The sequence below is a fragment of the Streptomyces carminius genome, assembly GCF_002794255.1.
Classification (GTDB): domain Bacteria; phylum Actinomycetota; class Actinomycetes; order Streptomycetales; family Streptomycetaceae; genus Streptomyces; species Streptomyces carminius.
Genome location: NZ_PGGW01000066.1, coordinates 213,574 through 240,358 on the forward strand (window position 1 = coordinate 213,574; position 26,785 = coordinate 240,358).

Annotated in this window: 25 protein-coding genes; 7 read left to right on the forward strand and 18 right to left on the reverse strand. The window is 74.5% G+C overall.

The annotated features are described in order from the left end of the window. Positions 1–130 precede the first annotated feature (130 nt). The 7 genes from CUT44_RS24135 to CUT44_RS24165 all read right to left on the reverse strand — a co-directional run bounded on the left by CUT44_RS24135 (position 131) and on the right by CUT44_RS24165 (position 7,051). Positions 131–1,210 (reverse strand): polyprenyl synthetase family protein, encoded by a 1,080-nt coding sequence (locus CUT44_RS24135; RefSeq protein ID WP_100204021.1) that lies wholly within the window; start codon positions 1,208–1,210, stop codon positions 131–133. Further along, positions 1,207–2,274: a terpene synthase family protein gene (locus CUT44_RS24140; protein ID WP_100204022.1), complete on the reverse strand. Its 1,068-nt coding sequence runs from the start codon at positions 2,272–2,274 to the stop codon at positions 1,207–1,209. Before CUT44_RS24140 ends, CUT44_RS24135 begins: the two co-directional genes overlap by 4 nt. Continuing rightward, the gene (locus tag CUT44_RS24145; protein WP_100204023.1) at positions 2,271–3,683 is read right to left on the reverse strand and encodes a cytochrome P450; all 1,413 of its coding nucleotides are present in this window, start codon (positions 3,681–3,683) and stop codon (positions 2,271–2,273) included. The genes CUT44_RS24140 and CUT44_RS24145 overlap by 4 nt, the downstream gene beginning before the upstream one ends. 352 nt (positions 3,684–4,035) lie before the next feature. Further along, positions 4,036–5,145, reverse strand: coding sequence for a PQQ-dependent sugar dehydrogenase (locus CUT44_RS24150; RefSeq protein ID WP_100204024.1), 1,110 nt, complete (start codon positions 5,143–5,145; stop codon positions 4,036–4,038). Between the two features lie 136 nt (positions 5,146–5,281). Then, a complete protein-coding gene (locus CUT44_RS24155) occupies positions 5,282–6,025 on the reverse strand; it encodes a peptidoglycan-binding domain-containing protein (protein ID WP_233221613.1) in 744 nt (247 codons plus the stop codon). Positions 6,026–6,270: 245 nt separating this feature from the next. Next, the gene (locus CUT44_RS34935) at positions 6,271–6,510 is read right to left on the reverse strand and encodes a YchJ family metal-binding protein (RefSeq protein WP_408646790.1); all 240 of its coding nucleotides are present in this window, start codon (positions 6,508–6,510) and stop codon (positions 6,271–6,273) included. Positions 6,511–6,808: 298 nt separating this feature from the next. Next, entirely contained in the window at positions 6,809–7,051 is a 243-nt protein-coding gene (locus tag CUT44_RS24165) for an acyl carrier protein (protein WP_100204086.1), read from the reverse strand. 298 nt (positions 7,052–7,349) lie between these two features. On the opposite strand from CUT44_RS24165, the gene ppk2 reads away from it, so the two are divergent. The 3 genes from ppk2 (at position 7,350) to CUT44_RS24180 (ending at position 10,297) form a co-directional block, all read left to right on the forward strand. Further along, entirely contained in the window at positions 7,350–8,207 is an 858-nt protein-coding gene (ppk2, locus tag CUT44_RS24170; RefSeq protein WP_100204025.1) for a polyphosphate kinase 2, read from the forward strand. A 463-nt stretch (positions 8,208–8,670) separates the two neighbouring features. Beyond that, positions 8,671–9,909 carry a serine hydrolase domain-containing protein gene (locus CUT44_RS24175; RefSeq protein ID WP_233221614.1) on the forward strand — a complete coding sequence of 413 codons (1,239 nt, stop codon included), beginning with the start codon at positions 8,671–8,673 and terminating at the stop codon, positions 9,907–9,909. Between the two features lie 109 nt (positions 9,910–10,018). Continuing rightward, on the forward strand, positions 10,019–10,297 hold the full coding sequence (locus CUT44_RS24180) for a hypothetical protein (RefSeq protein WP_100204026.1): 279 nt from the start codon (positions 10,019–10,021) through the stop codon (positions 10,295–10,297). Between the two features lie 297 nt (positions 10,298–10,594). On the opposite strand, the gene CUT44_RS24185 is transcribed toward CUT44_RS24180, so the two are convergent. The 6 genes from CUT44_RS24185 to CUT44_RS34240 all read right to left on the reverse strand — a co-directional run bounded on the left by CUT44_RS24185 (position 10,595) and on the right by CUT44_RS34240 (position 16,880). After that, positions 10,595–11,251 carry a TetR/AcrR family transcriptional regulator gene (locus CUT44_RS24185; RefSeq protein WP_100204027.1) on the reverse strand — a complete coding sequence of 219 codons (657 nt, stop codon included), beginning with the start codon at positions 11,249–11,251 and terminating at the stop codon, positions 10,595–10,597. A gap of 699 nt (positions 11,252–11,950) precedes the next feature. Further along, positions 11,951–13,879 carry an ABC transporter ATP-binding protein gene (locus CUT44_RS24190; RefSeq protein WP_233221615.1) on the reverse strand — a complete coding sequence of 643 codons (1,929 nt, stop codon included), beginning with the start codon at positions 13,877–13,879 and terminating at the stop codon, positions 11,951–11,953. A gap of 3 nt (positions 13,880–13,882) precedes the next feature. Beyond that, the gene (locus tag CUT44_RS24195) at positions 13,883–14,299 is read right to left on the reverse strand and encodes a lasso peptide biosynthesis B2 protein (RefSeq protein WP_100204028.1); all 417 of its coding nucleotides are present in this window, start codon (positions 14,297–14,299) and stop codon (positions 13,883–13,885) included. Between the two features lie 103 nt (positions 14,300–14,402). Next, positions 14,403–14,681: a lasso peptide biosynthesis PqqD family chaperone gene (locus CUT44_RS24200; RefSeq protein ID WP_100204029.1), complete on the reverse strand. Its 279-nt coding sequence runs from the start codon at positions 14,679–14,681 to the stop codon at positions 14,403–14,405. A gap of 86 nt (positions 14,682–14,767) precedes the next feature. After that, complete coding sequence (locus tag CUT44_RS24205) at positions 14,768–16,618, reverse strand: lasso peptide isopeptide bond-forming cyclase (protein WP_100204030.1); 1,851 nt, start codon at positions 16,616–16,618, stop codon at positions 14,768–14,770. A gap of 148 nt (positions 16,619–16,766) precedes the next feature. Further along, a complete protein-coding gene (locus CUT44_RS34240; protein ID WP_233221616.1) occupies positions 16,767–16,880 on the reverse strand; it encodes a keywimysin-related RiPP in 114 nt (37 codons plus the stop codon). Positions 16,881–17,368: 488 nt separating this feature from the next. Here CUT44_RS34240 and CUT44_RS24210 point away from each other — a divergent pair, with 488 nt between their 5' ends. Both CUT44_RS24210 and CUT44_RS24215 read left to right on the forward strand, forming a co-directional pair. Then, the gene (locus tag CUT44_RS24210; protein WP_100204031.1) at positions 17,369–18,424 is read left to right on the forward strand and encodes a hypothetical protein; all 1,056 of its coding nucleotides are present in this window, start codon (positions 17,369–17,371) and stop codon (positions 18,422–18,424) included. Beyond that, positions 18,421–20,022 (forward strand): ABC transporter substrate-binding protein, encoded by a 1,602-nt coding sequence (locus tag CUT44_RS24215; RefSeq protein WP_100204032.1) that lies wholly within the window; start codon positions 18,421–18,423, stop codon positions 20,020–20,022. The genes CUT44_RS24210 and CUT44_RS24215 overlap by 4 nt, the downstream gene beginning before the upstream one ends. 114 nt (positions 20,023–20,136) lie before the next feature. Here the strand turns inward: CUT44_RS24215 and CUT44_RS24220 are convergent, their stop codons facing one another. Further along, entirely contained in the window at positions 20,137–20,694 is a 558-nt protein-coding gene (locus CUT44_RS24220) for a 2'-5' RNA ligase family protein (protein WP_100204089.1), read from the reverse strand. 206 nt (positions 20,695–20,900) lie between these two features. Further along, the gene (locus CUT44_RS24225) at positions 20,901–21,641 is read right to left on the reverse strand and encodes a CPBP family intramembrane glutamic endopeptidase (protein ID WP_100204033.1); all 741 of its coding nucleotides are present in this window, start codon (positions 21,639–21,641) and stop codon (positions 20,901–20,903) included. Between the two features lie 99 nt (positions 21,642–21,740). Between CUT44_RS24225 and CUT44_RS24230 the strand changes: the two genes are divergently transcribed. Next, complete coding sequence (locus tag CUT44_RS24230) at positions 21,741–22,364, forward strand: TetR/AcrR family transcriptional regulator (protein WP_100204034.1); 624 nt, start codon at positions 21,741–21,743, stop codon at positions 22,362–22,364. Positions 22,365–22,371: 7 nt separating this feature from the next. Here the strand turns inward: CUT44_RS24230 and CUT44_RS24235 are convergent, their stop codons facing one another. The 3 genes from CUT44_RS24235 to CUT44_RS24245 all read right to left on the reverse strand — a co-directional run bounded on the left by CUT44_RS24235 (position 22,372) and on the right by CUT44_RS24245 (position 25,357). Next, positions 22,372–23,112: a 3-keto-5-aminohexanoate cleavage protein gene (locus tag CUT44_RS24235; protein ID WP_100204090.1), complete on the reverse strand. Its 741-nt coding sequence runs from the start codon at positions 23,110–23,112 to the stop codon at positions 22,372–22,374. Positions 23,113–23,213: 101 nt separating this feature from the next. Continuing rightward, a complete protein-coding gene (locus CUT44_RS24240) occupies positions 23,214–24,005 on the reverse strand; it encodes an SDR family NAD(P)-dependent oxidoreductase (RefSeq protein WP_233221617.1) in 792 nt (263 codons plus the stop codon). Between the two features lie 449 nt (positions 24,006–24,454). Continuing rightward, positions 24,455–25,357 (reverse strand): LysR family transcriptional regulator, encoded by a 903-nt coding sequence (locus CUT44_RS24245; RefSeq protein WP_100204036.1) that lies wholly within the window; start codon positions 25,355–25,357, stop codon positions 24,455–24,457. Between the two features lie 78 nt (positions 25,358–25,435). Between CUT44_RS24245 and CUT44_RS24250 the strand changes: the two genes are divergently transcribed. Then, positions 25,436–26,692, forward strand: a complete 1,257-nt coding sequence (locus CUT44_RS24250; RefSeq protein ID WP_100204091.1) for an MFS transporter — start codon at positions 25,436–25,438, stop codon at positions 26,690–26,692. The last annotated feature ends 93 nt before the right edge of the window (positions 26,693–26,785 follow it).

A 26,785-nucleotide genomic window follows, 5' to 3' on the forward strand; every position in this document is an offset into this window, starting at 1 on the left:
CTGTCGCCGGGCCGATGGTGCGGGCATGGCACTCACCTCTCCTGTCGTCTCGCGTCGTCTTGCGGTCGGCACCCTCCGGCGGCCCCGCCCGGCGAGGGGCGGGGCCGCCGGGAAGCGGGCAGCCGGGGCGCTATGCCGGGCAGGGGGAGAGGAAGCCGGTGAGCTCCCTCAGTTCGGCCAGACCAGGGGCGGGCAGCCGCAGCGCGTTCAGGTTCTCCCAGGCGCGGTCGTGCCACAGCCGGGCCGCTTCCAGGGCCCAGTCGCGCCCTCCCGCCTCCTCCACCAGGTCCGCTGCCAGCCGCGCATCCTCCTCGGACAGCGGACCGGGACCCGCGTAGAGGCCGGCCAGCCGGCGGGCCGGGGCGGTGCGCGAGGCCAGCGCGGCGACCACGGGAGCGGTCATCTTGCGCGCCCGCAGATCGGCGAGGACCGGCTTGCCGGTGTCGGCCGGCAGGCCCCAGATGCCGAGGAGGTCGTCCTGGATCTGGAAGGCGAGTCCGAGCTGGGAGCCGAACCGCTCGAAGGCCTCCTGCCGGCCGTCCGGTCCGGGGACGAGAGCGGCCCCCACCCGGCACGCCCACCCCATGAGGGTGCCCGTCTTGGCCTCCAGCGTCCGCAGGCACTCCTCGGTGCCGATCGTCCCGCGGCCGGTGGCGGTCAGATCGTCGCTCTGCCCCAGGCACAGCAGCCGCAGTGTCCGGGCCAGGTCCGCGGCGGCGGCCGCCGACTGCGGGGCGGGGAGCGCCCCGAGGACCTCGAAGGCCAGACCGAGCAGGCCGTCCCCGGCCAGCACGGTCAGCGGGACGCCGAACCGCACCCAGGCGGTCGGGCGGTGGCGCCGGGTGCGGTCGCCGTCCATCACGTCGTCGTGCAGCAGGGTGAAGTTGTGGACCAGCTCGACGGCGACGGCGCCGGGAAGCGCGGCCTCGGGCCGCGCGCCGAGGGCGGCGGCGGTGGCCAGCGACAGCGCGGGACGTGCCAGCTTCCCGGCGCAGCTTCCGGTGGGCACGCCCGCGGCGTCGCACAGGCCCATCTGGTACCCGCACAGCACGGACATCTCCGGTCCCAGCGCGGCGATGCGGTCCAGCAGGACGGGGGCGACCAGTTCCCGCGCCCGGATGATCGCGCGCGGCACCGCTCCCCCGTCGCTGCTGCCGCCGCTGCCGGTGCGGGTGCCGGTGACGCCGGCGAACTCGGTGGTGTCCGTCACGGCAGCACCTCCCCGCCGTTTGCCGGTGCCAGCGTCGCCTCCAGATAGGCCGGATCACCGTCGTGCTCGCGCTCCAGATAGCGCCGGGTCCGCATCGACCAGTCGAGATTGCCGCGCATCCACGACTCCATGCCCGCGGTGTATTCGGCCAGGGCCGCGCGGTGCCCGGGGAAGCGGCCGAGCAGCGCCTCCCGCAGCGACAGGTAGCGCCGGGTCTCCTCGCCGATGGCGGCGGCGGTGTGGTCCAGCGCCTGCCGGGGGGTCAGCCCCCGGGCGTGCTCCACGACGCGCACCAGGTTGTGGTACTCGCCCAGCGCGGTCTCCTTGCCCAGGGAGTACCAGTCGTTGGTCCACACGACCACGTCGCTGGCGGCCCGCAGGGCGGCCTGGAAAGGCCCGCTCGCATGGACGGACTCGGGCAGGTCGTTCTCCGCGACGATGTCGATGAGGTCCATGCACACGTAGATGGCACCGGTGTGGCGCCGCTGCTCGATGTACTCGGCCTCACCGGGGACGATCCCCGCGACGCGGTTGGCCGCCTCCCAGCAGGCGGCGTCCAGACAGGCGGTGAGGTGGTCGGTGAAGCGCCGCCGCCAGGCCGGGCCGGCGTGCGGGAGGGTGCGGTGCCACAGGTCCCGCAGCGCCCACACCAGTGGCGGCCGCCCGCCCCGCTCGCCGGCCGGTCCGTCCCCGTCCAGCACGCCCAGCAGCACGTCCATCGAGCGCCGCGCGCTGTCCAGGTCACGGCCCACCCGGCCGTCGTCGAGCTGGTCGTCGACGAGGAAGAGCCAGCCGAACCAGTCGGCGATCAGCTCCAGGCGCTCCCGGTCGGCGGCCGGATAGGTGAGGGCCGCGAAACGGCCGAACCCGGCGCGGGCGAACCGTTCGCGCGCCACGTCCGTGCCGACCACCTGGAACCGCCGTACCCAGTCGTCGAGATGGGCCTCGGCACGGGCGGCGTGCGGACTGATCCGGGAGGGGAAGGGGCAGTGGATCGCGGGCCGCCCGCCTGGGCCGCCCGGCCGGGGGACCAGCGGGGTCCCGGTCTCGGGAGTGGTGTTCACCGCGGCCGCACCTCCAGGTGGACGCCGCCCTCGGGATGGAGGGTGATCAGGGGCAGGGGCCGTACCGGGGGCCGTCCGGCCGGCAGCCGGAACCGGTAGCGCCGGGCGACGGTGAGCAGGACCAGATGGAGCTCGGTGAGCGCGAAGTGCTGGCCGACGCATATCCGTTCACCGCCGCCGAAGGGCATGTACGCGTGGCGGTGCCGGCCCTTGGAGCGCTCCGGGGCGAAGCGGTCGGGGTCGAAGGACTCGGGGTCGTCCCACAGGTCCGGGTGCCGGTGCAGCAGATAGCTGTTCAGGTAGATGTTCGACCGGGCGGGGATGCGGTGGCCGCCGATGACGTCCTCCTCCCGCGCGCGTCTCATGAACTGCCACGCCGGGGAGTACAGCCGCAGCGTCTCGTCCACGATGGAGCGGGCGTAGGGGGTGGCGGCCATGTCCTCGAAGCCGGCCGTCCGCCCGCCGAGCGCGCCGTCGACCTCCTCGTGCAGCCGCCGCTCCACCTCCGGGTGGGCGGCCAGCAGGTAGAAGATCCAGGCCAGGGCGTTGGTGGTGGTCTCGTAGGCGCCGATGACCAGGTTCAGCACCTCGTGGTGGAGCTGCTCCGCCGCCATCGAGGTGCCGTCCTTCTCGTCGACGGCGCTCATCAGGAGGGTGAGGAGGTCCACGTCCTCCGCCGACTCCACCGGTCCCCCCGGCTCCGCGGCGTGCTCCCGGACGAAGGACGAGACGAAGCCGTCCATCCGGGCGATGGCCCGGCGCAGCTTCAGATGGGAGGGGGTGGGAACGGACAGCGGGGGGAAGGGGAAGGTGAAGAACCTGCCCAGCAACGCGTTGGCCTCGGTGAACGCCGCGGCGAACTCCCGTGCGGCGGAACCCACCTGCGCGCTGAACAGCGAGCGGTTGACGATCCGCAGGGCCAGTTCGCCGAACTCCCCGTGCACGTCCACCACCTCGCCGGGCCGTAACCGCCGGTCCCAGCGCTCCAGCATTCCGGTGGTCTCCTCGGTCATGTTCCGGGCGAACTTCGCGACGACCGCCGGCCGCATGGTGGGCTGCACCAGCCTGCGCTGGCGCTGCCAGTGTTCGCCGCCCGGGCTGCCGATCAGGCCGTCGCGCAGGACGGGCCGTACGAGCCGGTACAGCAGGGCGTCCTTGTCGTACTTGGCTCGCGCCCCCACCAGCACCCGGTAGATGTGGTCGGGGTGGTTGAGCATGATCATGGGGATTCCGTAGACCCGGAACCTGAAGATGTCGCCCTGGGTCCGTGCCGCCCACCGCAGGAACTCCAACTGGTCCCGGCGGAAGCTGACTCCCTCCCTGAGCCGCTGGGGGAGCCGGATGGCGGGCACTTCGGTGGCCGGAGCCGGTGATCCACCGTTCCTGTCCTGTGACAGGTCCAACGTCATGCAGTCCTCCACTGTGCGAGCCGTGCCGAACAGAGCGTGCGGGCCGTGCTGAACAGGGTCGAACAGTTGTGCCGCGAAACGGCCGGACCGCGGAGACCGCGGTGCCGGCGGGGCTGACCGGTGTGCGGAACACCGGGCGGCCGACTCGTCCCACCCGGGGAACGGAGAGAAGCGGTAGACGGTTCAATCACCTCGCCGTCATCCGTGCCGCCCGTCCTCCGGGGGCGTGAGGCCGTCGCGGACGGAAACCGCCGGCCCGGGTGCCTGGGCACCCGGGCCGGGAGGTCCGGGCGGTCCCGGACGCGGACCGGTGGCCGGGACCGGCAGGGTCCCGGCCACCGCTTGCTAGGCGCTATCCCAGGGTGATCTCCAGGACCAGGTCCGAACCGGCCGGCTGTCCGCCGAACCAGTCGCCGTTGGTGGTGGTCAGCCAGAGGGCGTCGCGGCCGGGCACCGTCTCGACGGTGCGCAGCCGCCCGTAGTCGCGTACGTAGAACGCCTCGGGAGTTCCGGTGTTCTCACCGTCCAGCGGGATGCGCCACAGCCGCTCGCCGCGCTGGGCGGCCATGTAGAGGGCGCCGTCGGCGTAGGTCACTCCGCTGGGCGAGGCCTCGCCGGTGGCCCACTGCTCCTCGGGGTCCGTCATCCCGGCGGTCTCGCAGGCGCCCTCGCACTGCGGCCAGCCGTAGTTGTTGCCGGGCTCGATCAGATTGAGCTCGTCGAACCGGTTCTGGCCGAACTCCGCCGACCACAGCCGCCCCTGCTCGTCCCAGGTCAGCCCCTGCGGATTGCGGTGGCCGATGCTGTGGACCACCGTGCCGTACGGGTTGCCGGGAGCGGGCTGCCCGTCCGTGGTCATCCGCAGGATCTTGCCCTCCAGCGCGTCGCGGTCCTGGGACCGCTGCGGCTGCTGGGCGTCCCCGGTGGTGGCGTACAGATAGCCGTCGGGGCCGAACTTCAGCCGCCCGCCGTTGTGGTAGGTGGCCCGTGCGATGCCGGTCAGGATGGTCCGGTAGTCGCTGACCGAGGTGCCGTCGAAGGTCATCCGCGCGATGCGGTTGTCGGTCGGAGAGGTGTGGAAGACGTAGACGGACCGGTCCTGGGCGAAGTCGGGGGAGACGGCGATGCCCAGTACCCCGCCCTCCCCGCCGGTGCTCTGCGCGTTGGGCACGGTGCCCACCGGGGTGCGCTCTCCGTCGGCGGTGAGGTGGAAGACCTGGTGGCTGTCGCGCTCGGTGAGCAGCGCCGAGCCGTCCGGCAGCCAGGCCAGGCCCCAGGGGACGGTCCAGCCCTCGGAGAGCACCGAGACGCCGGTGGGGACGCTCAGCACGCCCGGTAAGCCGGAGCCGGGCCGCTCCTGCCCGTTGGCCGTCGCGCTGCCGGTACCCGCGGTGAGGAGCCCGGCGGTCAGCGCGACGGTCGCACCCGCGGCGAGGGCGGCGCGGAACTTCTGGAATGTCATGGAACCTCCAGTGATTTCTTCCGGAAATCTTTTCGATTTCCGGAATCGATACCACCAGTTCGGTGACAGACCGTCAAGACATCTCCAACGCTCCCGCCGCTCCGGCCGGTGCGACGGCTGCCGCACCGGCAGTGCCTCACGTCCGGGACTCCAGGTCCCGCCGGGTGTCGTCGCCGTACACGCCCTCCTCGTCGCCCCGTATCCCGTACCACTGCTGGAACCGGGCGACGGCCCGGGCGACCTCGCCGTCGTAGCGGCCGTCGACGTCCCCGCCGGGGTAGACCTCCGGGACCTGGCGCAGCCGCGCCTGCAGGTCCGACACCGCGGGGCCGCTGTCCCCCGGCCGGAGTTCGTCCGGCGCGCCGGACGGCGCGCCGGAGGCGGCCGGGTCGGCCGCCCGCGAGGAGGGCGCGTCGGTGGCCGGCCCCTCCGGTGCCGAGGTCGGAGCGGGCGCCGGTGAGGCGGCGGCCGGAGGCGGCGGTGCGGAGGCCGTCGGGAGGGACTCGGAGGAGGTGGGCGCCGCGGAGGCCTCCGCGGGCGGCGCGGGCGGCAGACCGGCGGGACCGGCGGGATCGGTGGGGGTCAGCACACCGGAGGCGAGCAGCAGGGCGGCCAGCGCGGAGCCGATCGCCCCGGTCGTCAGGAGCAGGGCGATGGTGCGCGGTCCGCGCCGCCCGGTCAGGAAACCCGTGTACGGTGCCGGGTCCGCCCCGGCGGAAGAGGGCGAGTCCTCTTCCGCCGGGGCGGACCCGGCAGTGCTGCCGTCGTTGTCGTCGTTGTCCCCCCGCAGGGGCGGGGCCGGGCGGAACGGACGGGTGCGGGACCGGAGGCCGGAGGCCGGAGGGCGGAACGGCGATGCCGGGTCCGGACGGGCCGTCACACCTCCACCTCCTGTCTCTCCTCGCCCCCGCCGTACGGTACGGAGGGGGCCGGGGAAAACCGCCGGGCGCCCGTCCTCCGCGCAGGCACGGTGACCGGAGCCCGATCGGCACGGCCGCACCCGAGAGTGCGCGGCCGTGCACGGATGGTTCACCGGACGACGATACTCGGTCGGCCCCGTTCCGGAACCCGTCCCGTCGCCATCCCGGCGGCGGCCGTTTCCGCGGGCGGGACCTTCGGTGGCGGTCAGTCCCCGCCGGAGGCGTCCAGATACACCCAGGCACCGGCATGGCGCACGAAACGGCTGTGCTCGTACAGGAACTCCTCGCGCCCCCGCTCCGCGTAGTGGGCGCGGAAGGCGACGGTGCCCTCGGTGTGGAACGGACTGCCGCCGGTGCCGGCGAGGACCTCCAGCCGCAGCCAGCGGATCCCGGGGGCGGGCACCGGATCCCGCGGCCGGGTGTCCGGGTGCCAGGTACGCAGCAGGTAGGCCCGGTCGCGTACGGCGAACGCGGCTGTAGCGCGAACGCATCAGGGCCTCCGCGGTGGGTGCCGCCAGGAGCCCCCGGTGGAACCGGGCGCAGCAGTCGGCGTAGGGGGCGGGCAGCCCGCACGGGCACGGCGCGGCCGGGGAGGACACGGCCGGGGGCAGGGCGGAGGACACGGCGGGGGACTCGGCGGGGGAAGCCGCCCGGGAGGCGGCCGGCCGCGAGCGGGATCGGCGTCGGGACACCCCTCCATGGTGCCCCGCGGCGACCGCCGCCCGCGGCGGGGGCCCGCCGGCCTACCGGGCGGCCGGGCCCGCGTCGTCCGCCTTGGACAGCTCCGCCAGGTACCTGTGGCACTCGGCGGCGCGCTCCGAGTCCTCCGCCATGACCTTGCGGAAGAACTCGGCGATCTCCTGGTGTCCGGCGTTCTCGGCGTCGCGGACGTACTGTCCGTAGTCGTGCCCGGCCTTCAGTGCGTGGTACTGCACCGAGATCAGGTCGTAGGCGACATCGCTGAAGCCGGTCTCTCCGGTTGCCATGGTCATCCTCTCCGGGATCGGGGACTGGACGAGGAACGGGGTTTCCCGTGACGGCACGGGGAAACGGCCTTCCGCCCACCGGCACGGGACGACCGGGCGGAAGAGGGCGGGAAGAGGAGCGGGAGGGCCCGGTGGTCCCCGCGCCACTGCCCCGTTCGGCCCTGTGTCCGGCCCCGGCCCGGACGGCAGGCTCGTCGTACGGCCGCGGGGGCCGGGTAGGGGAGCAGGATGGGCGGTCCGGGCCGGAGGGCCCGGACCGCCCCGCGCCGTACCACCGCTCCGCTCCGGGAGGACACCCATGGCACGACAGGAACCACGGCGGGAACGGGCGGACCGGCCCGCCCGGCTGCCCCGCCGCGTGTACGAGAAGGAACTGCTCCGGCTCCAGGAACAACTGGTGATCATGCAGGAGTGGGTGCGTGAGAACGGCGTCCGGCTGGTGGTCGTCTTCGAGGGGCGCGACGCCGCCGGCAAGGGCGGGGCCATCAAACGCGTCACCGAGTACCTCAACCCCCGGGTCGCCCGGATCGCCGCCCTGCCCGCGCCCACCGAGCGCGAGCGCACCCAGTGGTACTTCCAGCGCTACGCGGAACACCTGCCCGCCGCGGGCGAGATGGTGCTGTTCGACCGCAGCTGGTACAACCGCGCCGGGGTCGAGCGCGTCATGGGGTTCTGCACGGAGGAGGAGCACGCCCGCTTCCTGCGCCAGTGCCCGGTCTTCGAGCGGCTGCTCATCGAGGACGGGATCCTGCTGCGCAAGTACTGGTTCTCCGTCGGCGACGAGGAGCAGGAGCGCCGGTTCCGGGCCAGGATGGCCGACCCCATGAAGCGCTGGAAGCTCTCCCCGATGGACCTGGAGTCCCGCATCCGCTGGGAGGCGTACTCACGGGCCAAGGACGAGATGTTCGCCCACACCGACGTCCCCGAGTCGCCCTGGTACGTCGTCGACGCGGACGACAAGCGCCGGGCACGGGTGAACATGATCGCCCATCTGCTGTCCAGCGTGCCGTACCACGAGGTCGCGGGGCCGGAACTGACCCTGCCGCCCCGTCCGCCGTCCACCGGCTACACGCGCCCGCCGCGGGAGACGCAGACCTGCGTCCCGGACCACGCCGCCGGCCTGCCGGAGGCGGAGGGGGCGGGGGGCCGGCCGTAGCCGCGGGCCCGCCGGCCCCGTAGGGCGGTGCCGGCGCGTGCGGGCCGGACTCCTGTCGTCCGGCCCGCACGCGCGCACGTCCCGCGGACGGGGGCACCGCCGGACGCCGGGCCTCCGGAGGACCGCCCCGCCCGCGCGGTGCGCGGTCGTGGTGCCGCCTCCGGTGCCGTCTCCAGGACACCATGTCCGGCCCCGGGGCGGCAGGGTCCGCGGTCCCCCGCCGGGAGGCCGGCCGGCCTGCACCGGAGGCACGCGCGGCGCGGCACGCTCCCGGGGCGGAGCGGGCCCGCGCCACCGTCCTCCGGCGCACCACGGCCACCCCGGCCGGGCCGGGATCCGGCACGGTCCGTGCGGAACCGGCGCGCACGCGCGCGGAAACCGGCACCGGAGGGCGGGCAACCTCTCCGGGGCGGGCGGTGGTCCTCCTCTCGGAGGATCTGTCGCCCCCCGAAAAGAGAGAACCTTGAGACAACCACTGAGCAGGCGGGCCGCCGTCGGTGCCGCGGTACTGGCCCTCACGGCCGTCCCCGTGGCGACGGACGCCGCGGCGGACGCCCCCCGTCCCGCCGCACCGCGCTCCGTCGCGGCCGAACTGCCGCCGCCCGACATGCGGGCGGTGCAGGAGGTGCTGCGGCAGGCCGTGGAGCAGGGCGCGCCGGGCGGTCTGACCCGTGTCGACTCCGACGGCGTCGTGTACGGCACGGCCGTCGGGCTCGGCGACACCGCTGCCGGCGAGCGCATGAGGATCGGCAACCGCTTCCGCGTCGGCAGTGTCACCAAGACCTTCTCCACCGTGGTGCTCATGCAGCTGGTGGCGGAGGGCAGGGTGGACCTGGACGCCCCGGTCGGCGACCACCTGCCGGGACTGCTGCCCGACGGGCGGGTCACCGTCCGCCATCTGCTGAGGCACCGCAGCGGCCTGTGGGACTACACCAACGACATGTTCGCGCGGACCGTGCCCGGTTTCGAGGCGGTGCGCGACGAGGTGTTCACCATGGAGGAGCTGGTGAAGCGCTCCGTGGCGCACGGTCCCACGGCCGAGCCGGGCGCGGCGTACCAGTACTCGAACACCAATTTCGTGGTGGTCGGCATGATCATCGAGAAGGTCACGGGCAACCCGGCCGCCGAGGAGTACCGCAAGCGCATCATCGAGCCCCTGGACCTGCGGCACACCCACTACGTCCACCCCGGGACCACTGTCCCCGGGCGGCACAGCCGCGGTTACCTCAGGCCGGACGAGGCCGGGCAGCCGCTGGTGGACTCCACCGAGCAGACGGTCTCCTGGGGGCAGACGGCCGGCGCGATGATCTCGAACGCGGCCGATCTGAACCGCTTCACCTCCGCCCTGCTCGGCGGGGAGCTGCTGGCACCGGAGCAACTGGCGGAGATGCTCGCCACGACCCCCAGCGACAGCACCGGCAAGCGGTTCTACGGGCTGGGCCTGCGCCGCTACGACCTGTCCTGCGTCTCGGTGTACGGGCACACCGGCACCGTGCAGGGCTACTACACCTACGCGTTCACCACCCGCGACGGGAGCCGCAGCGTCGCCTCCTCCGCCAACACCTCCAACAACGGCACGGTGAACACCACGCTGGGCGGCACCCTGGAGGCCGCCTTCTGCGGTACGGACCGGGCCGCGGCCGTCGACCGCACCCCGAAGACGCTCCGTGAGGACATCGCTCCGAACGTCCGCACGCGCTGACGCTCCGTCCGGTCCCTCCGGCGCGGTGGTCGCACAGCGGTCGCACAACGACCGCTGTGCGACCACCGGCCGTTGTGCGGCGGGCGCGGCCGGGGACACGATGCGCGGCATGAGTCTGACGACCGCCGGAAAGGCGCCGGGCCCGGTGCGGTTCTACCTGGCCTGTGACCGGATGGGTTGCCGGGAGAGGGTCAGCTTCGACCTCGTCATCGCCGAGGAGCCCCCGGACCGCGAAACGGACCTGTTCGGATACCTGCTGCACGAGGCGGGGAAGGCCGCGCCCTACATCAGGGACCGCGGCTGGGTCTTCATCGAGGGCGGGGAGGGCTACTGGTGCCCGAAGTGCTCCACCCCGGCCTCCCGGGCCCCGTCGGCCGACCGGCTCTGATGGCGGGCGGTTCTGAGGGCGGACGGGTCGGTCACTCCACCGTTCCCGGTCCCGTTCGCGGCCGTCCGCCTGCCGGACGGCTTCCCCGGTCGCGCCCCCGCTGTTCCTCCCGCCGGGGCCCCGCTGCCTGCCGAGCGTCCGGGCACCCGGCCGCGGCGGGAGCCGACGCCCGCCCCCGGGGCCGATGGGCGGGAAGGGCGCCGGGCGGGTGCGGGGCGGTGAGGAAGGAGCGTGCCCGGGAGCCGGGCGTACCTCCCGAAGTCGCGGCCGGGAGCGGGAGCGGATGCCCTGTTCGGTTCACCCCTCGCCGGACTCCTGCCGTTCGACGGCGGCGGCGGCGCCGTCCAGGGCCAGGGCCAGCAGTTCGTGCAGCCCGTCGATGTCCGCCGGGTCGACATCGGTGCCGTTGGCGGCGTACAGACCGTCCGCGGCCGCCATCGTCAGCCGCGCCAGTTGGGACGGCAGAGCGGGTCGGGCCGCGCACGCCCCGGGCGGGAGGGCGGCCGTCCACCACTCGCCCATGGCTTTCAGCACCTCCTGACGCAGTGCCAGGAACCGCGCCCGGGCCGCCGGCTCCACAGCACGGCGCTCCAGCATCAGCATCAGACCGAGCCGCATGAACTCGGGCCGGTCGACCATCGCCCGGCCCGCCTGGCGCAGTATCGACCGCAGCCGCTCGCGCCGGTCGCCCGCGCCGTCGGCCGGTGGCTCCCAGGCGGGGATCTTGGCCGCCCACTCGCGGTAGCTGTGCTCGATGACCTCCGCCAGCAGCTCGTCCTTGCTGCCGAAGTGCCAGTACAGGGAACTGGCCGGCAGCCCGGAGCGCTGGGTGACCAGGGCGATGCTGGTGCCCTCGTAGCCGCGCTCCGCGGCGATCTCGGCCGCCGCCTCCAGAATCCTGCGGCGTGACTCGGCGCTCTGCTGGGTACGCCGTTCGGTCTTCCTCGCTGACACGGGACACCTCGTCGTCGCTGACGGCACGGCGGACCGCGCGGCGGCCACGCCTTTCCTGTAGTGGTCACTACAGGGTATCTCCGGGGAGCGACTGCCGCGTACCACCGGCGTCCGGCGGTCCCGGGGACTCCGGGCGGCCGGTCACGGCCACCGCCGGGAGCGGGCGACCCGGGTAATGTACGCCGTCCGCCCGGGGTGAGGAAGGCATCTCCGCCCGGATGTGCCCCGCGCCCTTCGCCGCGGCGCCGCGGCCGTGGAGGACGAGGGCGCCCAGCGGGCCGTACGGCCCTCGGGACAAGCACCGACCGGGAGCCGGACCGCGATGGGCGATGGGCGATGGCAGAGCATGTGCGTGTATGCCTCAACCGCGGACTGTAGGTGTCCGAGGAGGGGAAGCTGATCGAGCTGTCCCGCTGCCGCCGCGGTGTCTCCTGGGCCAGGACCTACCGGGTGGGCGAGGCGGAACCCGAGGGGTGACGCCGGCGGTCCGGTGCCACGGTGCCGGTGATCCGGGCGGCCCGGAGGGAGCCGGGCCACCGCCGGCCGGGGCCGTGCCCGCGCCGCCGGGCCCGGTGACGCACCCGGGCCGCGGAGCGTCCGCACCGGGAGGGCGGAGCCGGGCAGTGCCGCCGGGGAGCCGGGCCCGCCCGGCGGACGGGGGCGGCCGCACGAGCCGGCGCGGCTCCCCGAGGGGCCGTGTCAGGAGGGCGGTCCCGGTGGCGCCGACAGGAACTGGGTGGCCGCCAGCTCCCGGTACAGTGCGTCGGCGGACAGCAGTTCGGCATGGGTGCCCACCGCCCGCACCCTGCCCTCCTCCATGACCACGATCCGGTCGGCCGCGGCCACCGTGGACAGCCGGTGCGCCACGACCAGCACGGTGGTGCGCCGGGCGGCGTCGGCGACGGTCTCGCGCAGCGCGGCCTCGTTGGCGGCGTCGAGCTGCGAGGTGGCCTCGTCCAGCAGCAGCAGCCGGGGGGCGCGCAACAAGGCGCGGGCGATGGCGATGCGCTGCCGTTCACCTCCCGAGAGCCGGTCGCCCCGGTGTCCGACGGGCGTGTCCAGCCCCTGGGGCAGCCGGGCGACCAGGGCTTCCAGCCGGGCCCGGCGCAGCACCTCCCCGAGCCGCGCCCCGGCGGCGGCCGGGGCACCGAGCAGCAGGTTGTCCCGGAGGGTGCCGGCCAGTACCGGTGAGTCCTGCTCGACATATCCGATGGCGGCCCGCAGTTCGGCCGGCGGCCACTCCCGTACGTCCCGGCCGTCCAGCAGGACGCGGCCGGAGTCCGGCTCGTGGAAACGCTCGATGAGGGAGAAGACGGTGGTCTTGCCCGCGCCGGAGGGACCGACGAAGGCCGTCATGCCCCGGGCCGGAACGGTGAAGCTCACCTCGCGGTGCGCGGGGGGCAGTCCGGGCCGGTAGGCGAAGCCGACCCGGTCGAAGGCCACGGTCGCCGGGCCCGGACGGCGGGCCCCGGCGAACGCGGGAGCGGAGGGGGAGAGGGCGTGGAGTGCGTGGAGGGCGTGGAGAGGCGGGCCGTCCACCCGCTCCGCGGGCATCCGCTCCACCTCCGCCACCCGCAGGGCGGCGGCGCCGCCGGCCTGGAGCTGTCCCACGACGTCGACGAGCTGGTGCACACGCGGGGCCAGGGAGAAGAGGTAGAGCAGGAAGGCGACGAGCTCGGACACGTCCGTCGCCCCCGAGGCCACCCGCGCCCCGCCCACCCCCAGCACCAGCAGGAACGCGATCTGCACGGACACCGCACCTGCGGTGCCCGAGACGGCCTCCCAGCCGGCGGCCCGGAGTCCGGCCCGTCGGGCGTCCGCCGCCGTCCGGTGCAGCCGGGCGGTCTCCTCCCGCTCCGCGCCCGCCGCCTTCACGGTGCGGAAGGCGCCCAGGACCCGTTCGAGCGCGGCCCCCATGGCGCCGACGGCCTCCTGCGCCTCCCCGGCCGCGCGGCCGATCCGCGGCGCGGTCACCGTCACCGCGACGGCGACCAGGCCGAGCGCGCCCAGGGTGACCCCGAGCAGCACGAGGTCCAGCAGCCCCATCAGGACGACGGCTCCCACCAGGACCGGTACGCAGACGACGGCCGAGGCCACCGGCTGGACGGCGGTCTGGCGCAGCACGGTGGTGTCGGAGGTGACACGGGAGATGAGGTCGCCGGGCTCGGCGCGCTCCACCGCCGGCACCCGCAGCCGCAGCAGACGTGCGGTCAGCTCCCGGCGGGTGGTGTGGACGACGGCCTCCGAGGTCCGCTCCAGGACGTACTGTCCCGCGGCGGCCAGCACCGCGCCGAGCAGTACCAGCGCGCTGAGCAGGAGGATCCAGCCGGCCGTCGCCCGGCCGCCGTCCAGTTCGTCCACCAGCCGCTTGGCGGCCAGCGGCTGGACCAGCGCGAGCAGGCTGCCGAGCAGGCCGAGCGAGACACCGGTGAGGACGCCGGCGAGGTGCGGGCGCAGCCGCCGGGCGAGCGCGCGGCGGCCGGACGGGCCCGCGCCGGAACGGCCGGTGCCCGTCGGCGCGGCGTCCGTGTCCGGTCCGCGGGACCCCTGGTCTCCGTGGTTGTCGTGATGCGCGAGGTCCCGGTGGGCGGCCCCGGAGGAGGCCGGGGGCACGGCTTCCGTGGTCACGGTTCACTCCACGGCGAAGAAACGCCGGTAGTAGTCGGCCGGGCAGTCCTCGCCCACCAGGACTCCCTCGGCCTCCACCCAGGCGTGCGCGGCGAACGGCGGCCTGGTGCGCGCCCCCACGCACCAGGTGGCCCACCGGCCACGCATCCGGCACAGCAGCACGGTGGCCAGCGAGCGCGGCAGGCAGCCGTACTGCCCGCCGCAGACCGGGCTCACCGCGGTCACCGCCGCCCGGGCCGCCGCCGCCTCCCCGGCGGTCGCCGGACGGGCGCCACGCCGCAGCAGCGCCAGCACGCGGCGGATACGGGCCGGCGGCAGGAGGGCCAGCAGGTGGGCGCCTCCCACGGCGAACCGTGCCGCCAGCCGACGCGGCGGGGGGAGGGAACGGGGATCGTACGGGACCGCCTCGGGTGTCGACATCTGTCTTCCTCTTCTCCGGCTTCTTCCTCTTCCGGGCCTCCGGGCCTCCGGGCCTCCGGGCCTCCGGGCCTCCGCGGCGCTCCCGCCGTCTCCGCGGCCGTCGTCACCGTCCCGGGGCCGGGCCGTGGTCCGCGACGAGCCGCGCCTCGCGCAGCTCGCCGAGGATGCGGGCCACGTCCTGTTCGGCCTCCTCCGGGCGCACGTCGTACTGGTCGGTCAGGGCAGCCACCGCCTGCCGGGCGGACCGGCCGTCCAGCAGCGTCCGCAGCACGGCGGCCGCCGTGGGGTTGAGGGTCCAGTACTCGCCGCTTCGCTGGTCGAGCAGCGCCGAGCCGTACTCGGTGTCGGTCAGCAGGACACCGGTCCGCAGGGTGAGTGCCATGGGGGGCCTTCCGTGTGGTGGTTCAGCAGGGGCGACGGTGGGTCGGTGCTGGGTCGGTGCTGGGTCAGTACTGGTTCGGCGCCGGGTCAGCGGTCCGCCGGGGACGGGGCGGCCGCGGTCTCGCGGGACCGCAGCCAGACCTCGCAGGCCACGGTCGGATGCAGCAGCTCGCTCTCCAGCTCCGGTGACAGCGGACGGGTGCACCACCGGCGCAGCACGCCGGTGTCCACCAGGCCCAGCCGCCCCAGCCGGGAGTCCTCGCACAGGGCCAGCAACTGGTCGCGGTGGCGGCGCTGCCCGGCGGCCTCCTCCAGGGTGGCGTTGGCGCGGGTGGCCCGGGTGCGGCTCCCCTCGGGCACGATGCCGCGCATGGCCTCCACGATCAGCGGCTTGTACCAATAGGGCGTGACGCGGTCCTCCGGCCGTACCGCCAGGGCCGCCTCGACGACCCGGTCGTCGTAGTACGGCGCGGCGCAGACCACGCCCAGCGGTTCGGACATCTGGTTGACGTGCCGGGCGAAACGGGAGAGGAGGTCCATGGAGACCAGCTCCCGGTGCGCCCCGTGGCCCCGGCCCGGGGCCAGGGGCCGGGCGGCGGGTGCCTCGGTGAGGATCAGCTCGCGTACCGCGTCGGCGGCCTCGGGTGTCACCCACGGCGGCAGCCGGGGCGGCGCGCACCACTCGAGCAGCGGCTGCCGCTCGTCCGGCTGCGGCCGGCGCAGATCCGCCGCGACCCCGGCGAGCCAGGCCGGATAGCTCCGCCGGTCGAGCAGCTGGCGCAGTACCTGGCGCCGGGACCAGCCGTACTTGGCGGCGTAGCCGCGCAGCCCCCGCAGGGCCGTGCGGGGGCGCGTGCGGATCATCGTGTGCAGGTGCGCCGCCGAGCCGCCGAGCAGTTCGTCGCCGCCCAGTCCGGTCAGATGCAGTGCCGAGCCCCGCTCGGCGGCCAGCCGCAGCAGGCTCATCCGACGGTTGTGGTCGACGGTCATCAGACAGGGCGCGTCCAGGAGGTCGCCGAGCGAGCCGAGCCCGTCGTAGGAGAGGGGGACGTCCTCGGCCGGAACCAGATGGTGCTCCACGTTTCCCAGGGCCGCCACCGTCCGGCGCGCCCAGCGCACGTCGTCACCGAGGGGATCGTGGGTCGCCGCGGTGTAGGCGACCACCGGTGTCGTGCCGCGCGCGGCCGTGCAGCAGACGGCCGTCGAGTCCAGTCCGCCGAGGTCCGCCGTCACCAGGGCGAGTCCCCGGGTGCGCACCTCGACGGCGTCGGCCAGCGCCCGGGCCAGGTCCGCCGCGCCCTCGGCCAGCGGGACGACCGGCTCCGGCGCGGACCACCGGCGGCTGTGGCGCGTGCCGCCGTCCGGGTCCAGCAGCAGCCAGTGGCCGCCGGGCAGGCGCTCCACACCGTGCCACAGGGGACGCCCGGAGAGCGGGTGGAGCAGGTCCAGGGTCAGCAGCTGCACGGCCAGGCGGGCCTCGTCCAGCTCCTTGCCCAGCAGGTCCGCCACCACGTCCGCCCGGTCGCCGGCCGCCGCCACCGAACCGGCGCGGCCGTGGAAGACCCGCCGCACCCCGGTGACCCCGCCCCGCACCCGGATCCGGCCGGCGGCGCAGGCCAGTAGGTGGAAGCTGCCGGACCAGGCGGCGGAGCGCCGGTCGAGCGCGGCCGGGGAGTCCCGTACGCCCGCCGCGGCCCGCGCCGCCTCCCCGGGGGTGACCCGGTGTTCGCCGAGCACCGCCACCCGTGCGTCGCCGCACTCCCCGACCGTCAGCGCGTCACGCGGCCAGCGGCCCAGCAGCCAGGGGCGCCCGGAGGGGTGCTTCAACTCCCGGGAGGCATGGGCCCGGGCCCGCCCGGCCACCTCCGCCGCCGCGTCACTGTCGGGAAGGACGACGAACCAGGTGGGGACGGTGGCGGGGGAGAACGGACGGCTCATGGGCGCGGATACCTCCGGGCAGCGGCGGCACGGATCGGTGGTGCGGGAACGGGGAGGCCGGGTGGCGGCGAGCGCCACCCGGCCGTACGGCCTGCCCGGCCGCGGTGGCACCGGCGGATCGCCGGTGCCACCGCGGCCGGTACCGCTGTCAGAGCAGCTGCTTGCCGCCCAGCAGGTCCCGCGGGCCCCTGCTGCCGAGGCCGGTCGTCCTGCGGAAGCCGCCCGCCTTGGACAGGGTGGGACGCTCGTAGGTGCGCATCATCGGTTCCTTTCCTTCTGTGCTGCCGGATACGGACACGGGTCACCCGCAAAGGCTTCGGGGCCGGACGTGGAGCGGAGCGCCGGCACCCGTGGCGGGTGCCGTCCCGGATGCTCCGGGGCGTACGGCCGGTTCGTCGGCGGGCCCGCCGACTGCTCCGTGGCAAATCGCCCGAAGCCGCACACCACGCTAGAAAGAAGAGCACATCACCACAACAGCGCACGGTGTCACCAGCGGAGCGTAGGCAATTCCCTATGTGTACTTGCGTGATGGAATGTTTTCGGCCATGGCGGCGGTGTCCCTGTGGCCTCCGCCGCCCCGTCCACCGGACAACTCCGCCCGAGAGAACCGGGGTTCGGCCGACTCACCCCATGTGCATATGCCAATACGGCTGATGTTTCCCTCCGCCCGCGGAGCGGCCCCCTCCTCCCCTATGCTCGGCGCTCGGCAGCGCCCCAAAACCGGGAACCCGCAGGCGAAGAGGGGGGAAGATGCCCGGGCACGAGCACCTTCTGACGCGCGTCATTCCGGAACTGGTGATGCAGAACAAGCTCCGGCCCAGCGCGGGCAGCCGACTGCGCGCCCGGGGCGGGCCTCCGGCCATCGAGATCACCGGCCTCGGCGAGACGGAGCGGGACGAGCTGCTGAAGAGGCTGTGCCGGCGCTACCGCCGGGTGCTGCCGGTCAACGATCCCGCCGAGATGCCACTGTCGCCCGGGCGAACCGTCGACTCCCTCTGGTACCTGTCGACGCGGGTGTACGGCCTGGGCGACCGCGTCAACTGGCGGCGGCCGATCCGCTTCCCCCGGTTCGCCCTCGGACTGACGGCCTACGCCTGGGCGGAGAAGAACGACCGCCCCGGGCTGGCGGAGATCGAGCGGATGCACGAGTGGCTGGAGCGCGAGTTGCGCAAGCGGAGTGACGGGAATCCGCGACCGGCCGGTGAGGTGCTCGCCGATCTGGAGGCATCCCTGGCCGCCGTCGGAGGCCTGGTGGGCGGCGGTGCGGCGACCACAGCCGTGATGGCCCGGACCCTGCTGGCCAGGCGGCGGGTGAGCCGGGTCGCGTTGCGCTGGTGGGAGAGGGTACTGAGAACGCCGTCGGGGACGTTCGCCCGGCGCGAGACGGTGGCCACCGAGCTTTTCCGGGTTTTCGGCGGCGACCGGGGCGGACGCAAGCCCTCCAGGGAGCAGTTCCTGGCGGCCGCCCTGCTGGCCGACATCGACGCCCACTACGGACTGCGCCGCCGACTGAACCGGGACCTGCTGCCGGTCATCCTGCTGCCCGAGTACAAGGACGGCGGCCGGGAGTTCCTCGACACCCTGCTGTGGGCGTACGACATCGCGTTCCCGCACCGGCCGGGGAAGCGGACGGTGACCCGGCCGGTCGTCATCGCCGTGGCCGACGGCAAGCCGGGGGAGCCGGAGGCCGGGCCGCTGGAGAGGCTGGAGTTGGAACTCAGCGAATGGAAGCCGCAGGCGAAAGACGGGGTACGGAAGCGCTGGGTGCTCCGGGTCGCCGCGACGGAACCGGGGGAGGGGAGGTGAACGGGACCGAGGAGGACCGAGAGGAGGTCCGCTCCGGTCCGGGACGGGTCACCATCGCGCTGACCGTGCTGGTCGCCGTCGTCCTGGGCGCGTTGCTGTGGAACCTGCTGGGACCACGGATCCTCCCCGACCCGTGCGGTGCGGAGCTGGAGGACATCGGCGGGGAGTGCGTCGGAGTGACCGACGGATCCAGCCGGGAGTGGCCGGGGCTGGAGCAGGTCATGGCGCGGATCGAGGAGGAGAACGACAAGGTCGCCGAAGGGAACGGGACGTACGCGACCATCGCCCTGATGATCCCCATGACCTCGGACGGCAAGGAGATCCGCGAGGAACTCCTGCACCAGGTGCAGGGCGCCTATCTGGCGCAGTACCGGGCGAACAACGACCGGGCGCTGAAAGGGCACGCGCCCAAGATCCGCCTGGTGCTGGCCAACCCGGGCAAGGACCGCGACAAGTGGCGGCCGGTGGTGGAGCGGCTCGACGAGATGACCGGAACCGAGGACAGGCTGCGGGCGGTCTTCGGGTTCGGCATCAGCGAGCGGAGCACCAAGGACGCCATAGAGAGCCTGACGAACGACAAGGGCATCCCCGTCGTCGCCGGCGCGCTCACCGGGGACGACTTCGGCAACGCGGACCGCGACGACAAGCAGTACCCCGGCTTCGCCCGGATCGCCCCCAACAACACCGACCAGGCCGACGCACTGGCCGGATTCGACGGGGACCTGGAGCTGAAGCGCGCCGTCCTGGTCGAGGACCAACGCGAGGGGGACGACTACAACCGCTCCCTGCGCGACGCCTTCCAGCGGGAACTGGCCGACTCGCCGCACCACCCGTACTCCTTCGTCTCCGAGGGGCCGGCGGTGGAGGGCCACCTGGAGGGCGAGTTCGCGAAGACGGTGGTCAACATCTGCGCACTCTCGCCGGCCGTGGACACCGTGTACTTCGCCGGCCGCCAGACCCATCTGCGGCAGTTCATCAACGCGATGGCGGCGCACCGGTCCTGCACGGACCGCAGGATCACCGTGATCAGCGGTTCGGCCGCGTCCACCCTGTACGCGGACGGGGAACTGAACTGGGAGGCGATGCGGGGGAACCCCGACACCGGCCGGGAGCCGGTGGAGGTCGTCTACACCTCCTTCTCCCACCCCGACGGCTGGACCACCGGGGACGTACCGGAGACCGGAGGGTCCCCGGAGGCCTTCGCGGCCCTGGCCGAATACGTGAAGAGAGCCGAGCGCAAGCCGGTCGGTCCCGTTGGCGAGACCGACATCTCCGACTCCCGCACCACCTCCGCCTACGACTCGGCCCTGACGGCCATCACCGGCATCCGTCTCCACACCGAGGAGGGCAGGGTTCCCGGCCTGCGGACCATCGGTGACGACTGGGACAGCCTGCAGGGCGTCTACAAGGTGGACGGGGCCAGCGGCTGGATCTGCCTGAACAGCGCGGGCAACCCGTACAACAAGGCCGTGGCCGTCGTCCGTCTCGACCCGGAGCGCAGGAAACCCGTCTTCCTCGGCCTGGCCTGGCCCGAGGGCGGTCCACCGCCCGCGCCCCCGCGGGGCACCGAGGCCTGCCAGATCCCCAGGGCGGAGTGACGGGCCGTCGTCCCGCGCCGTGTGCGCGGTGTACGGCCGGTGTACGGCGCCGGTCGAGCGGCGGCGCGGCGGCCGGCCCGCGGCGGCGGGGGAGGAACCGACACCGCCCGGACGCTACCGGGGTCCGCGCGGCAGGAGCGCCTCGGTGGTCCGGGTGGCGGAGTCGTAGCTGCGGGCGGCGGTGAACGCGCCGCGTGGCGGCTCGTACGGGCCGGCGGGCAGCAGCAGGGACAGCAGCTCGGCGTCCGGCCGGTCCTCCCAGGCCGGGCGGCGGCTCCGGCCGAGGGTGAGATGCGGGATCCAGCGCCCGGGGGCGTGCAGCGGGTTCAGCCGGCCGGCGGCGGGGGAGGCGGCCAGCGCGCGCCAGACCGCGCCGTGCAGCCGCAGCAGGGCCGGATCCGGGCGCACGGCCCAGGCCAGCACCCGGGCCCGGCCCGGGAACCGCAGCAGACCCTCCAGAACGAGGGGGACCGGCAGCGGTTCCAGCGCCGCGGCCAGCCGCTCCCGCGCCGCCGGGGACAGCGCGTCGGCGGTGGCCAGGGTCAGATGGGGCCGGTTCGTGGGGTGGGGGTGCGCCGCCTGGCTCGGCAGCCCCGCCCGGGCCAGCCGGTGCCAGGCCGCCCGTACGGCCCGGTCGACCGCCTCGTCCGGAAGCAGCTCCACGGTGCGCACACCGGCCAGCGTACGGCCGCCGCGCCGGTCACCCGGTGAGGCCCGGGCCGCCGCAGGACTCGCGCCACCACGGTCGGCCACAGCTGGACCCGGTGCACCGGCCCCGCTCCGGACATGCCGCCGGCCTAGCCTGGCCGGCCGGCAGTACCGACGCCGTTCCGCGCCGCACCGTGCCGGAGCGGGTGGCACGCATCCCCCGGCACGGCTCAGAACAGACCGCTGCCGAGCAGGAAGACGGCCAGTCCGTGGGCGAGCGCGGCGGCCGCCACACCCCGTGTGTTCCGCAGGAAGGCGCAGATCAGCCCCTCGTGGAGGGTGAAGAGCAGCAGCGGCCGGCCGGTGTCGGTCACCGTCGAGGCCAGGAAGGAGTGGCAGGCGGCGAAGAGCAGACCGGACAGCAGCGCCGCGCGCACGGGGCCGTGCCGCCGCTCCAGGTGTTCCTGGAGCATGCCCCGGAAGAGCACCTCCTCGGCGAGGTTTCCGGCCAGGGCGAAGAACGCCAGCGCCGGCAGCACGGCCGGGGAGACGGGGCCGCCGCGCTCGGAGAGGGGCTGGAAGACGGCGAGAAGGAGGACCGGGGCGGCGGCCAGCAGACCGCCCCCGAGCCCCCAGCCCAGGGTGGGCAGATCGGGCCGCCCCCAGCGGACCAGCGCAGACAACTCCCGGTCGGCCCGCAGCACCAGTGCGGTGACCGCCACCGTCGCCACCCCGAGGATCACCAGCACCCGGCCGTCGGAGGTGAACCGCAGCCACGGCACCGGGCCGGCCGCGCCCAGCCGCCACAGACCGGCGGGAGTCATCGCGTCGCGGAGCAGAAGGAAGCCGAGGATCAGCAGCGCGATCCGCAGGAGCGGGTCACGGCCGGGGCGGACCAGGGTGAAGCAGACGGCGACCGACAGCAGCCCGGGCAGTACACGGGCAGTGTAGGCGGACAGGTCGGGCAGCACGGAATGGCCTCCGGAGGAGACGGAAGGGAGGTGTGGAAGCGGGCCCGCACAGCCATGATGCGAGTAAAACTCGGTTTTCTGTACTCGCATGGGAGCCCCATGGCCGTTCCTCGCAAAACCCCTCGTCAGCAGCGCTCCCGTGAGACGGTGGAGGCGATCCTGGAAGCCGCCGCTCAGCTTTTCCAGCGGCACGGCTACCAGGCGACCACCACCAACAAGGTCGCCGAGCGCGCCGGGGTGTCCGTCGGATCCCTCTACCAGTACTTCCCGAACAAGGACGCCCTGCTGACCGCCCTCGCCCAGCAGCACCTGCGGGACGCCACCGCCCAGGTGCGACGGCTCCTGGACCGGGCGGCCGAGCGGGAACTCACCCTCCGGCCGCTGATGGAGGAACTGGTGAGCGGGGTGACGGCACTCCACACCGACCGGCCGGAACTGCACCGCCTGCTGTTCGACCAGGCACCCCGTACGCCGGAACTCGTCGCCCGGCTGCGCGGCTTCGAGCGGTGGGCCGCCGAGGCGCTGGCGCCCCACCTGCGCCGTCTGGACGCCGGCGGCCCCGATCCGGAGATGACCGCGCTGCTGGTCGTGCAGGGTGTCGAGGCCCAGCTCCACGGCGCGGTCCTGGACCCGTCCGGCGCCGGGGAGACGGCCGTACGGGCGCGGGCCGTGGCCGACCTGTGGATCCGCGCGCTGAGCGCGCCGCACAGCGGGGGGAGCTGAAGGAGCGTCAGGCCGGGCGGCCCGGCCGGGGCCGGCGCCCCTCCGCCGCCGGCGGTGTCCGCGCGGCCCGCACCAGGGCGGCGTTGTCCGGGGCGGGGGAGCCGTCCGGCAGGACCAGGGCGTCCTCCAGACCGATCCGGGTGTCCAGTCCCAGCCGGACCGCCAGGCGCAGCACCGACCAGGCGCCGCCGTCCTCCCCGTGCAGCAGGACCGGCGCGGAAAGGTCCCGGGGCAGCTGTGCCAGCAGGGCCGACGCCGTTGTGGCCGCCGTGGCCGGGGCGGTGTCGGTGACCTCGGCGAGCACTCGCAGCACCCGGCCCGACAGCGGCGAGGCACGGAAGAGGCGGGCCGCGTCCGTTCCCGACCAGATGCCCGCCTCCACCCCGACGCCGCGTTCCAGCAGCGCGCCGGCCACCTCCTCGGCGCCCTCCTCGTGCCAGTTCACCGAGGCGTGGTCGGGCAGCACCGGCCAGGAGCGGACCAGCGCGGCGCGCCGGGCGGGATCCGGTACGGCCCACGCCCCGGTGGTGACCCCGACCCGCACCCCGGCCGGCACGGCGCCGCGCACCGCCGCGACCGCCCGCGGTTCCAGGCTGTCGGCGCCGTCGGCGCCCTTGGGGTGGAGGTGGACGTCCCTGGCCCCGGCGGCCACCGCGCGTGCGGCCTCGGCCGCCAGCTCGGCGGGGGAGAGGGGGAGGGAGGGGTGCTCGGCGCGGGTCCGCGCCCCGTTCACACACACCTGCAGCATGCCGACCACTATGCCGGACGTGTACCGGACGCCTCACGGCGTCGCACGCCGCCGGGGCAGACGGAGTGCCAGACCGGGCGCCAGACCGGGGCGCCGCCTCGTCAGCCGGGCAGCCGCACCCCGGTCAGCTCGGCGCAGGCGGCCAGCAGGTCGTCCTGGACGGTCCGGTCGTACGCCGCCGGGTTCGCCTCCAGTTCCCGCCGCCGCTTGAAGTACCGCCCGGTGACGGTCGCCGCGGGCTCGTCGCCGGTGGCCAGCCACACCTGGGTGTCGGCGCCTTCGGGGAGGTCGTCGGTGGCGTTCGGGCCGCCGAGCCGTGTCCGGATCCAGCCCGGGTCGACGGCGTTGGACAGGGTGTCCTCCCAGCGGCGGGCGACGGCGAACGCCAGGACCACGTCGTGGAGCTTGGAGTCGGAGTAGGCCTGCATGCCGTCCCAGGGCCGCCGCTCGTACTGCAGGTCGTCCGGCACGAACGTGCCCTGCGCCTCCAGACCGGAGGTCAGGTAGACCAGCCGGCGCGGCCTGGGCATCAGCGCGGTGAGCAGGTAGGGCGCCAGGACGTTGATCTGGAAGATGCGCTCCAGGCCGTCCCCGGTCACGGTGCGCTCGGGCGCTCCGCCGCCGACGCCCGCGTTGTGGACCACCACGTCGAACGGGCCCGCCGCGGCGGCGGCCCGGGCCAGTTCCCGGGTCTGGGCCAGTGACGTGAGATCGCCGGTGAGTACGTCCGCCGCGTCCGGCACCGCGGCCCGCGCCTGCTCGGCCCGGGCCGCGTTCCGCGCGTGCAGGACGACCCGGTGGCCCGCAGCGGCGAGCACCCGGGCGGTCTCGCGCCCGATCCCGTCGGCCGAGCCCGTCACGAACACGCTGCGCACAGCACTTCCCGGGTCCATGGGCTCTCCTGGTGGTCCTGCGGTGATCTCCGTACATCCTGGCGGTGCCACTCTAACCGCCTGGTCAGGAGCCCGCCGTCCGGCGTTCCTGCCGCACCCGGCCCGGCGGGAACACCACGCCCCCGCGTGAACGCCCCGGCGAAGGCGAACTCCGGTGAGTGGCCGGTGAGTTCGGCCGCGGTGCGCGGTGGGACGCCGTTCTCGCCGCCGTGACCGCGGCGGCAGGCGGCAGGCCCGCCGGACACGGGCACAGCCCGTGCCGCCGTCTCCGGCGAGCAGGACATGGCTGGGTGAGTCCGGCAGAGGCGGCCGTGCTCAGCGGCACGGCCGCCGTCCATGGCCGGTCGGGCCCGGGGCCGGTGCCACTCGAGCAGACCTGACGGTGCGCTTGTACGTCGGCCGGTGGCTGGCCGAAACCCCCGCCGGACTACGCCGGATCGACCACTCCCTCAAGGCGAATGCGGGCGCCAGGCTGTGCGGGCGAGGTCGGCGAGGGTGCGCAGGACGAGTGTCGGGCGGCGGTCCTTGTGCCGGATGTAGTGGACGCCCAGTACGGGTTCCACCGTCCAGGGCAGGACTGCCAGTTCTCCGCGCCTTGTCTCGTCCTCGACCGTTGCCCCGGGGACGAGGGCTATGCCGAGGCCGGCGGCCGCGCACCGTTTGAGGGCTTCCACGCTGACGAACTCCATCGTCGCCGGCCGGGCGCCCGCTCGGCGCAGTTCCCGGTCGATGATGTCGCGCTGTGCGCAGCCCTGCTCGATGACCAGCAGTGTTTCTCCTGCCAGTTCCCCGGTGTCCAGCTGTTTCCGGGCGGCCAGCGGGTGGCCTGGGTGTGCCACCAGCCGCAGTGGCTCCTGCGCCATGCGCTCGGCCACCGTCATGGGATGGTCCACGGACTCCTCGAGGAGGAAACCGGCGTCCAGGGTGCCGTCCTCCAGTCCGGCGAGGAGCGCGGGCCGCCCGGCCGGGCCGAAGACCACCCGCAGCAGCGGGAACCGCTCCTTCAGCGCGCCGAGCACGGCGGGCAGCCGGTAGGCGCACAGGCTCTCGGGGGCGGCGATGCGCAAGGTGCCCCGGACCGCGTGCGGGTCGGTGGCGGCGCCCACGACGGCCTCCCTGGTCTGCTCCGCGTAGCCGACCAGGTGCTGGGCGCGCGGCCGCAGCTCCCGACCCGCGTCGGTGAGCGCGACCCGGCGGCCCAGGCGTTCGAACAGGGGCACACCGAGGTCCGTCTCCAGTGCCTTGATGTGCGCGGTGACGCTGGACTGTACGTAGTCCAGATCCTGTGCGGCACGGGTGAAGCTGAGCTCCCGGGCGACGGCCAGGAACGTGGCCAGGTGCTTGAGCTCCATGCATCCATCGTATTCACCGATCCTTCGGATCGAAGAGGTTCGTTGGACGCGATGGATGCGGGCGCGTACACCGGAAGCATGGCCTTTCCCCCCTTCCGCCGCTCCGGCCGAACCGGCCCGCCCTCCGCTCCCACCCGGGGGATCGGCGGGCGGGACTTCCTGCTGCTGCTCGCCGCCACGCTGGGCACCTTCTCGAACTACGCGCCCCTGCTGTCGGTCGTCCCCGCCTGGTCCGCCCAGGGCGACACCGCCCTGGGCGGGGTGGGGGCGGCCACCGGGGTGACCATGGCCACCACCGTGGGGGTACAGCTGTTCATGGCCGGGCTGCTGCGCCGGTTCGGCCTGCGCGCGCTCCTGGCCGGGGGTGCCGCCCTGCTGGGGCTGCCCACCTTCGCCTACGTCCTCTCCTCCGGCCTGGAGTGGGTCCTTGCCGTCTCGGCCGTGCGCGGTGTCGGCTTCGGCATGGTGGCCGTCGCGGGCAGCGTCCTGGTGGCCGAACTCGTCCCGGCCGAACAGCGTGGCCGGGCCGTCGGCAGGTACGGGATCGCCGTCGGGCTCCCGCAGGTGCTCTGCCTGCCACTGGGCGTCTGGAGCGCCGCGCACGTGGGCTACCCGCCCGTCTTCATCGCGACGGGGCTCCTCAGCCTCCTGGCCGTACCCCTGGCCCTCGCCCTGCGAGTGCCTCCCGCCACCCCGCGTCCGAGCTCGGCGGCTGCGCCGGCCGGTCACCGCGCCGCCGGACGGCTGCGCCGGCTGGCCGCTCCGTGGGCCATGCTGATCGCCTCCGCCTGCGCGCTCGGCGCGGTGACCTCGTTCCTGCCGCTCACCGCGAGCGGGGCCGCTGTCGCCTCCACCGCCCTGTTCGTCCTCTCGGCCACCGTCATCGCCGGACGCTGGGCCGCCGGAGTGTGGAGCGACCGCTTCGGCACGGGACGGCTGCTCCTGCCCAGCCTCCTGGCGTGCGTCCTGGGCGTGGCCGGCTTCGCGCTCTCCCCCGGTACCTCCGGGTATGCGGCCGCACTGACCGTGGCGGCGGCGGCCGTCTACGGTACCGGCTTCGGTGCCCTGCAGAACGACACCCTCGTCGTCATGTTCCGCCGGGCGGGCCCGCGAGGGAACGGCATGGCCGGCACGGCCTGGAACATGGCCTACGACGCGGGCACAGGCGCAGGAGCGGTCGCCCTCGGGCTACTGATCAGGCCGTTGGGAGTGGGCGGCGGCTACCTGGCGTGCGCCGCCCTCATCGCCCTCACCCTTCCCCTCGCCCGCCGCACCACCGACCCGGAACGCTCCACCGAACGCCCCGCGGCCCACCTCCCCGTCAGTCAGACATGACGCCCTCCACCGGCGCCAGGAGACCCTGCACGCTCCCGGCCGCCGCACGGCAGGCAACACCACCGCGGCACGGCCGACAACACCGGGTCCTGT

What these genes read in the sequence shown, in the direction of transcription:
- CUT44_RS24250 (WP_100204091.1), top strand. Translation starts at nt 25,436, where the DNA reads ATGGCCTTTCCCCCCTTCCGCCGCTCCGGCCGAACCGGCCCGCCCTCC.
- CUT44_RS24150 (WP_100204024.1), bottom strand. Translation starts at nt 5,145, where the DNA reads ATGACATTCCAGAAGTTCCGCGCCGCCCTCGCCGCGGGTGCGACCGTC.
- CUT44_RS34240 (WP_233221616.1), bottom strand. Translation starts at nt 16,880, where the DNA reads ATGATGCGCACCTACGAGCGTCCCACCCTGTCCAAGGCGGGCGGCTTC.
- CUT44_RS24235 (WP_100204090.1), bottom strand. Translation starts at nt 23,112, where the DNA reads ATGCTGCAGGTGTGTGTGAACGGGGCGCGGACCCGCGCCGAGCACCCC.
- CUT44_RS24145 (WP_100204023.1), bottom strand. Translation starts at nt 3,683, where the DNA reads ATGACGTTGGACCTGTCACAGGACAGGAACGGTGGATCACCGGCTCCG.
- ppk2 (WP_100204025.1), top strand. Translation starts at nt 7,350, where the DNA reads ATGGCACGACAGGAACCACGGCGGGAACGGGCGGACCGGCCCGCCCGG.
- CUT44_RS24195 (WP_100204028.1), bottom strand. Translation starts at nt 14,299, where the DNA reads ATGTCGACACCCGAGGCGGTCCCGTACGATCCCCGTTCCCTCCCCCCG.
- CUT44_RS24240 (WP_233221617.1), bottom strand. Translation starts at nt 24,005, where the DNA reads ATGGACCCGGGAAGTGCTGTGCGCAGCGTGTTCGTGACGGGCTCGGCC.
- CUT44_RS24200 (WP_100204029.1), bottom strand. Translation starts at nt 14,681, where the DNA reads ATGGCACTCACCCTGCGGACCGGTGTCCTGCTGACCGACACCGAGTAC.
- CUT44_RS24180 (WP_100204026.1), top strand. Translation starts at nt 10,019, where the DNA reads ATGAGTCTGACGACCGCCGGAAAGGCGCCGGGCCCGGTGCGGTTCTAC.
- CUT44_RS24230 (WP_100204034.1), top strand. Translation starts at nt 21,741, where the DNA reads ATGGCCGTTCCTCGCAAAACCCCTCGTCAGCAGCGCTCCCGTGAGACG.
- CUT44_RS24205 (WP_100204030.1), bottom strand. Translation starts at nt 16,618, where the DNA reads ATGAGCCGTCCGTTCTCCCCCGCCACCGTCCCCACCTGGTTCGTCGTC.
- CUT44_RS24165 (WP_100204086.1), bottom strand. Translation starts at nt 7,051, where the DNA reads ATGGCAACCGGAGAGACCGGCTTCAGCGATGTCGCCTACGACCTGATC.
- CUT44_RS24245 (WP_100204036.1), bottom strand. Translation starts at nt 25,357, where the DNA reads ATGGAGCTCAAGCACCTGGCCACGTTCCTGGCCGTCGCCCGGGAGCTC.
- CUT44_RS24210 (WP_100204031.1), top strand. Translation starts at nt 17,369, where the DNA reads ATGCCCGGGCACGAGCACCTTCTGACGCGCGTCATTCCGGAACTGGTG.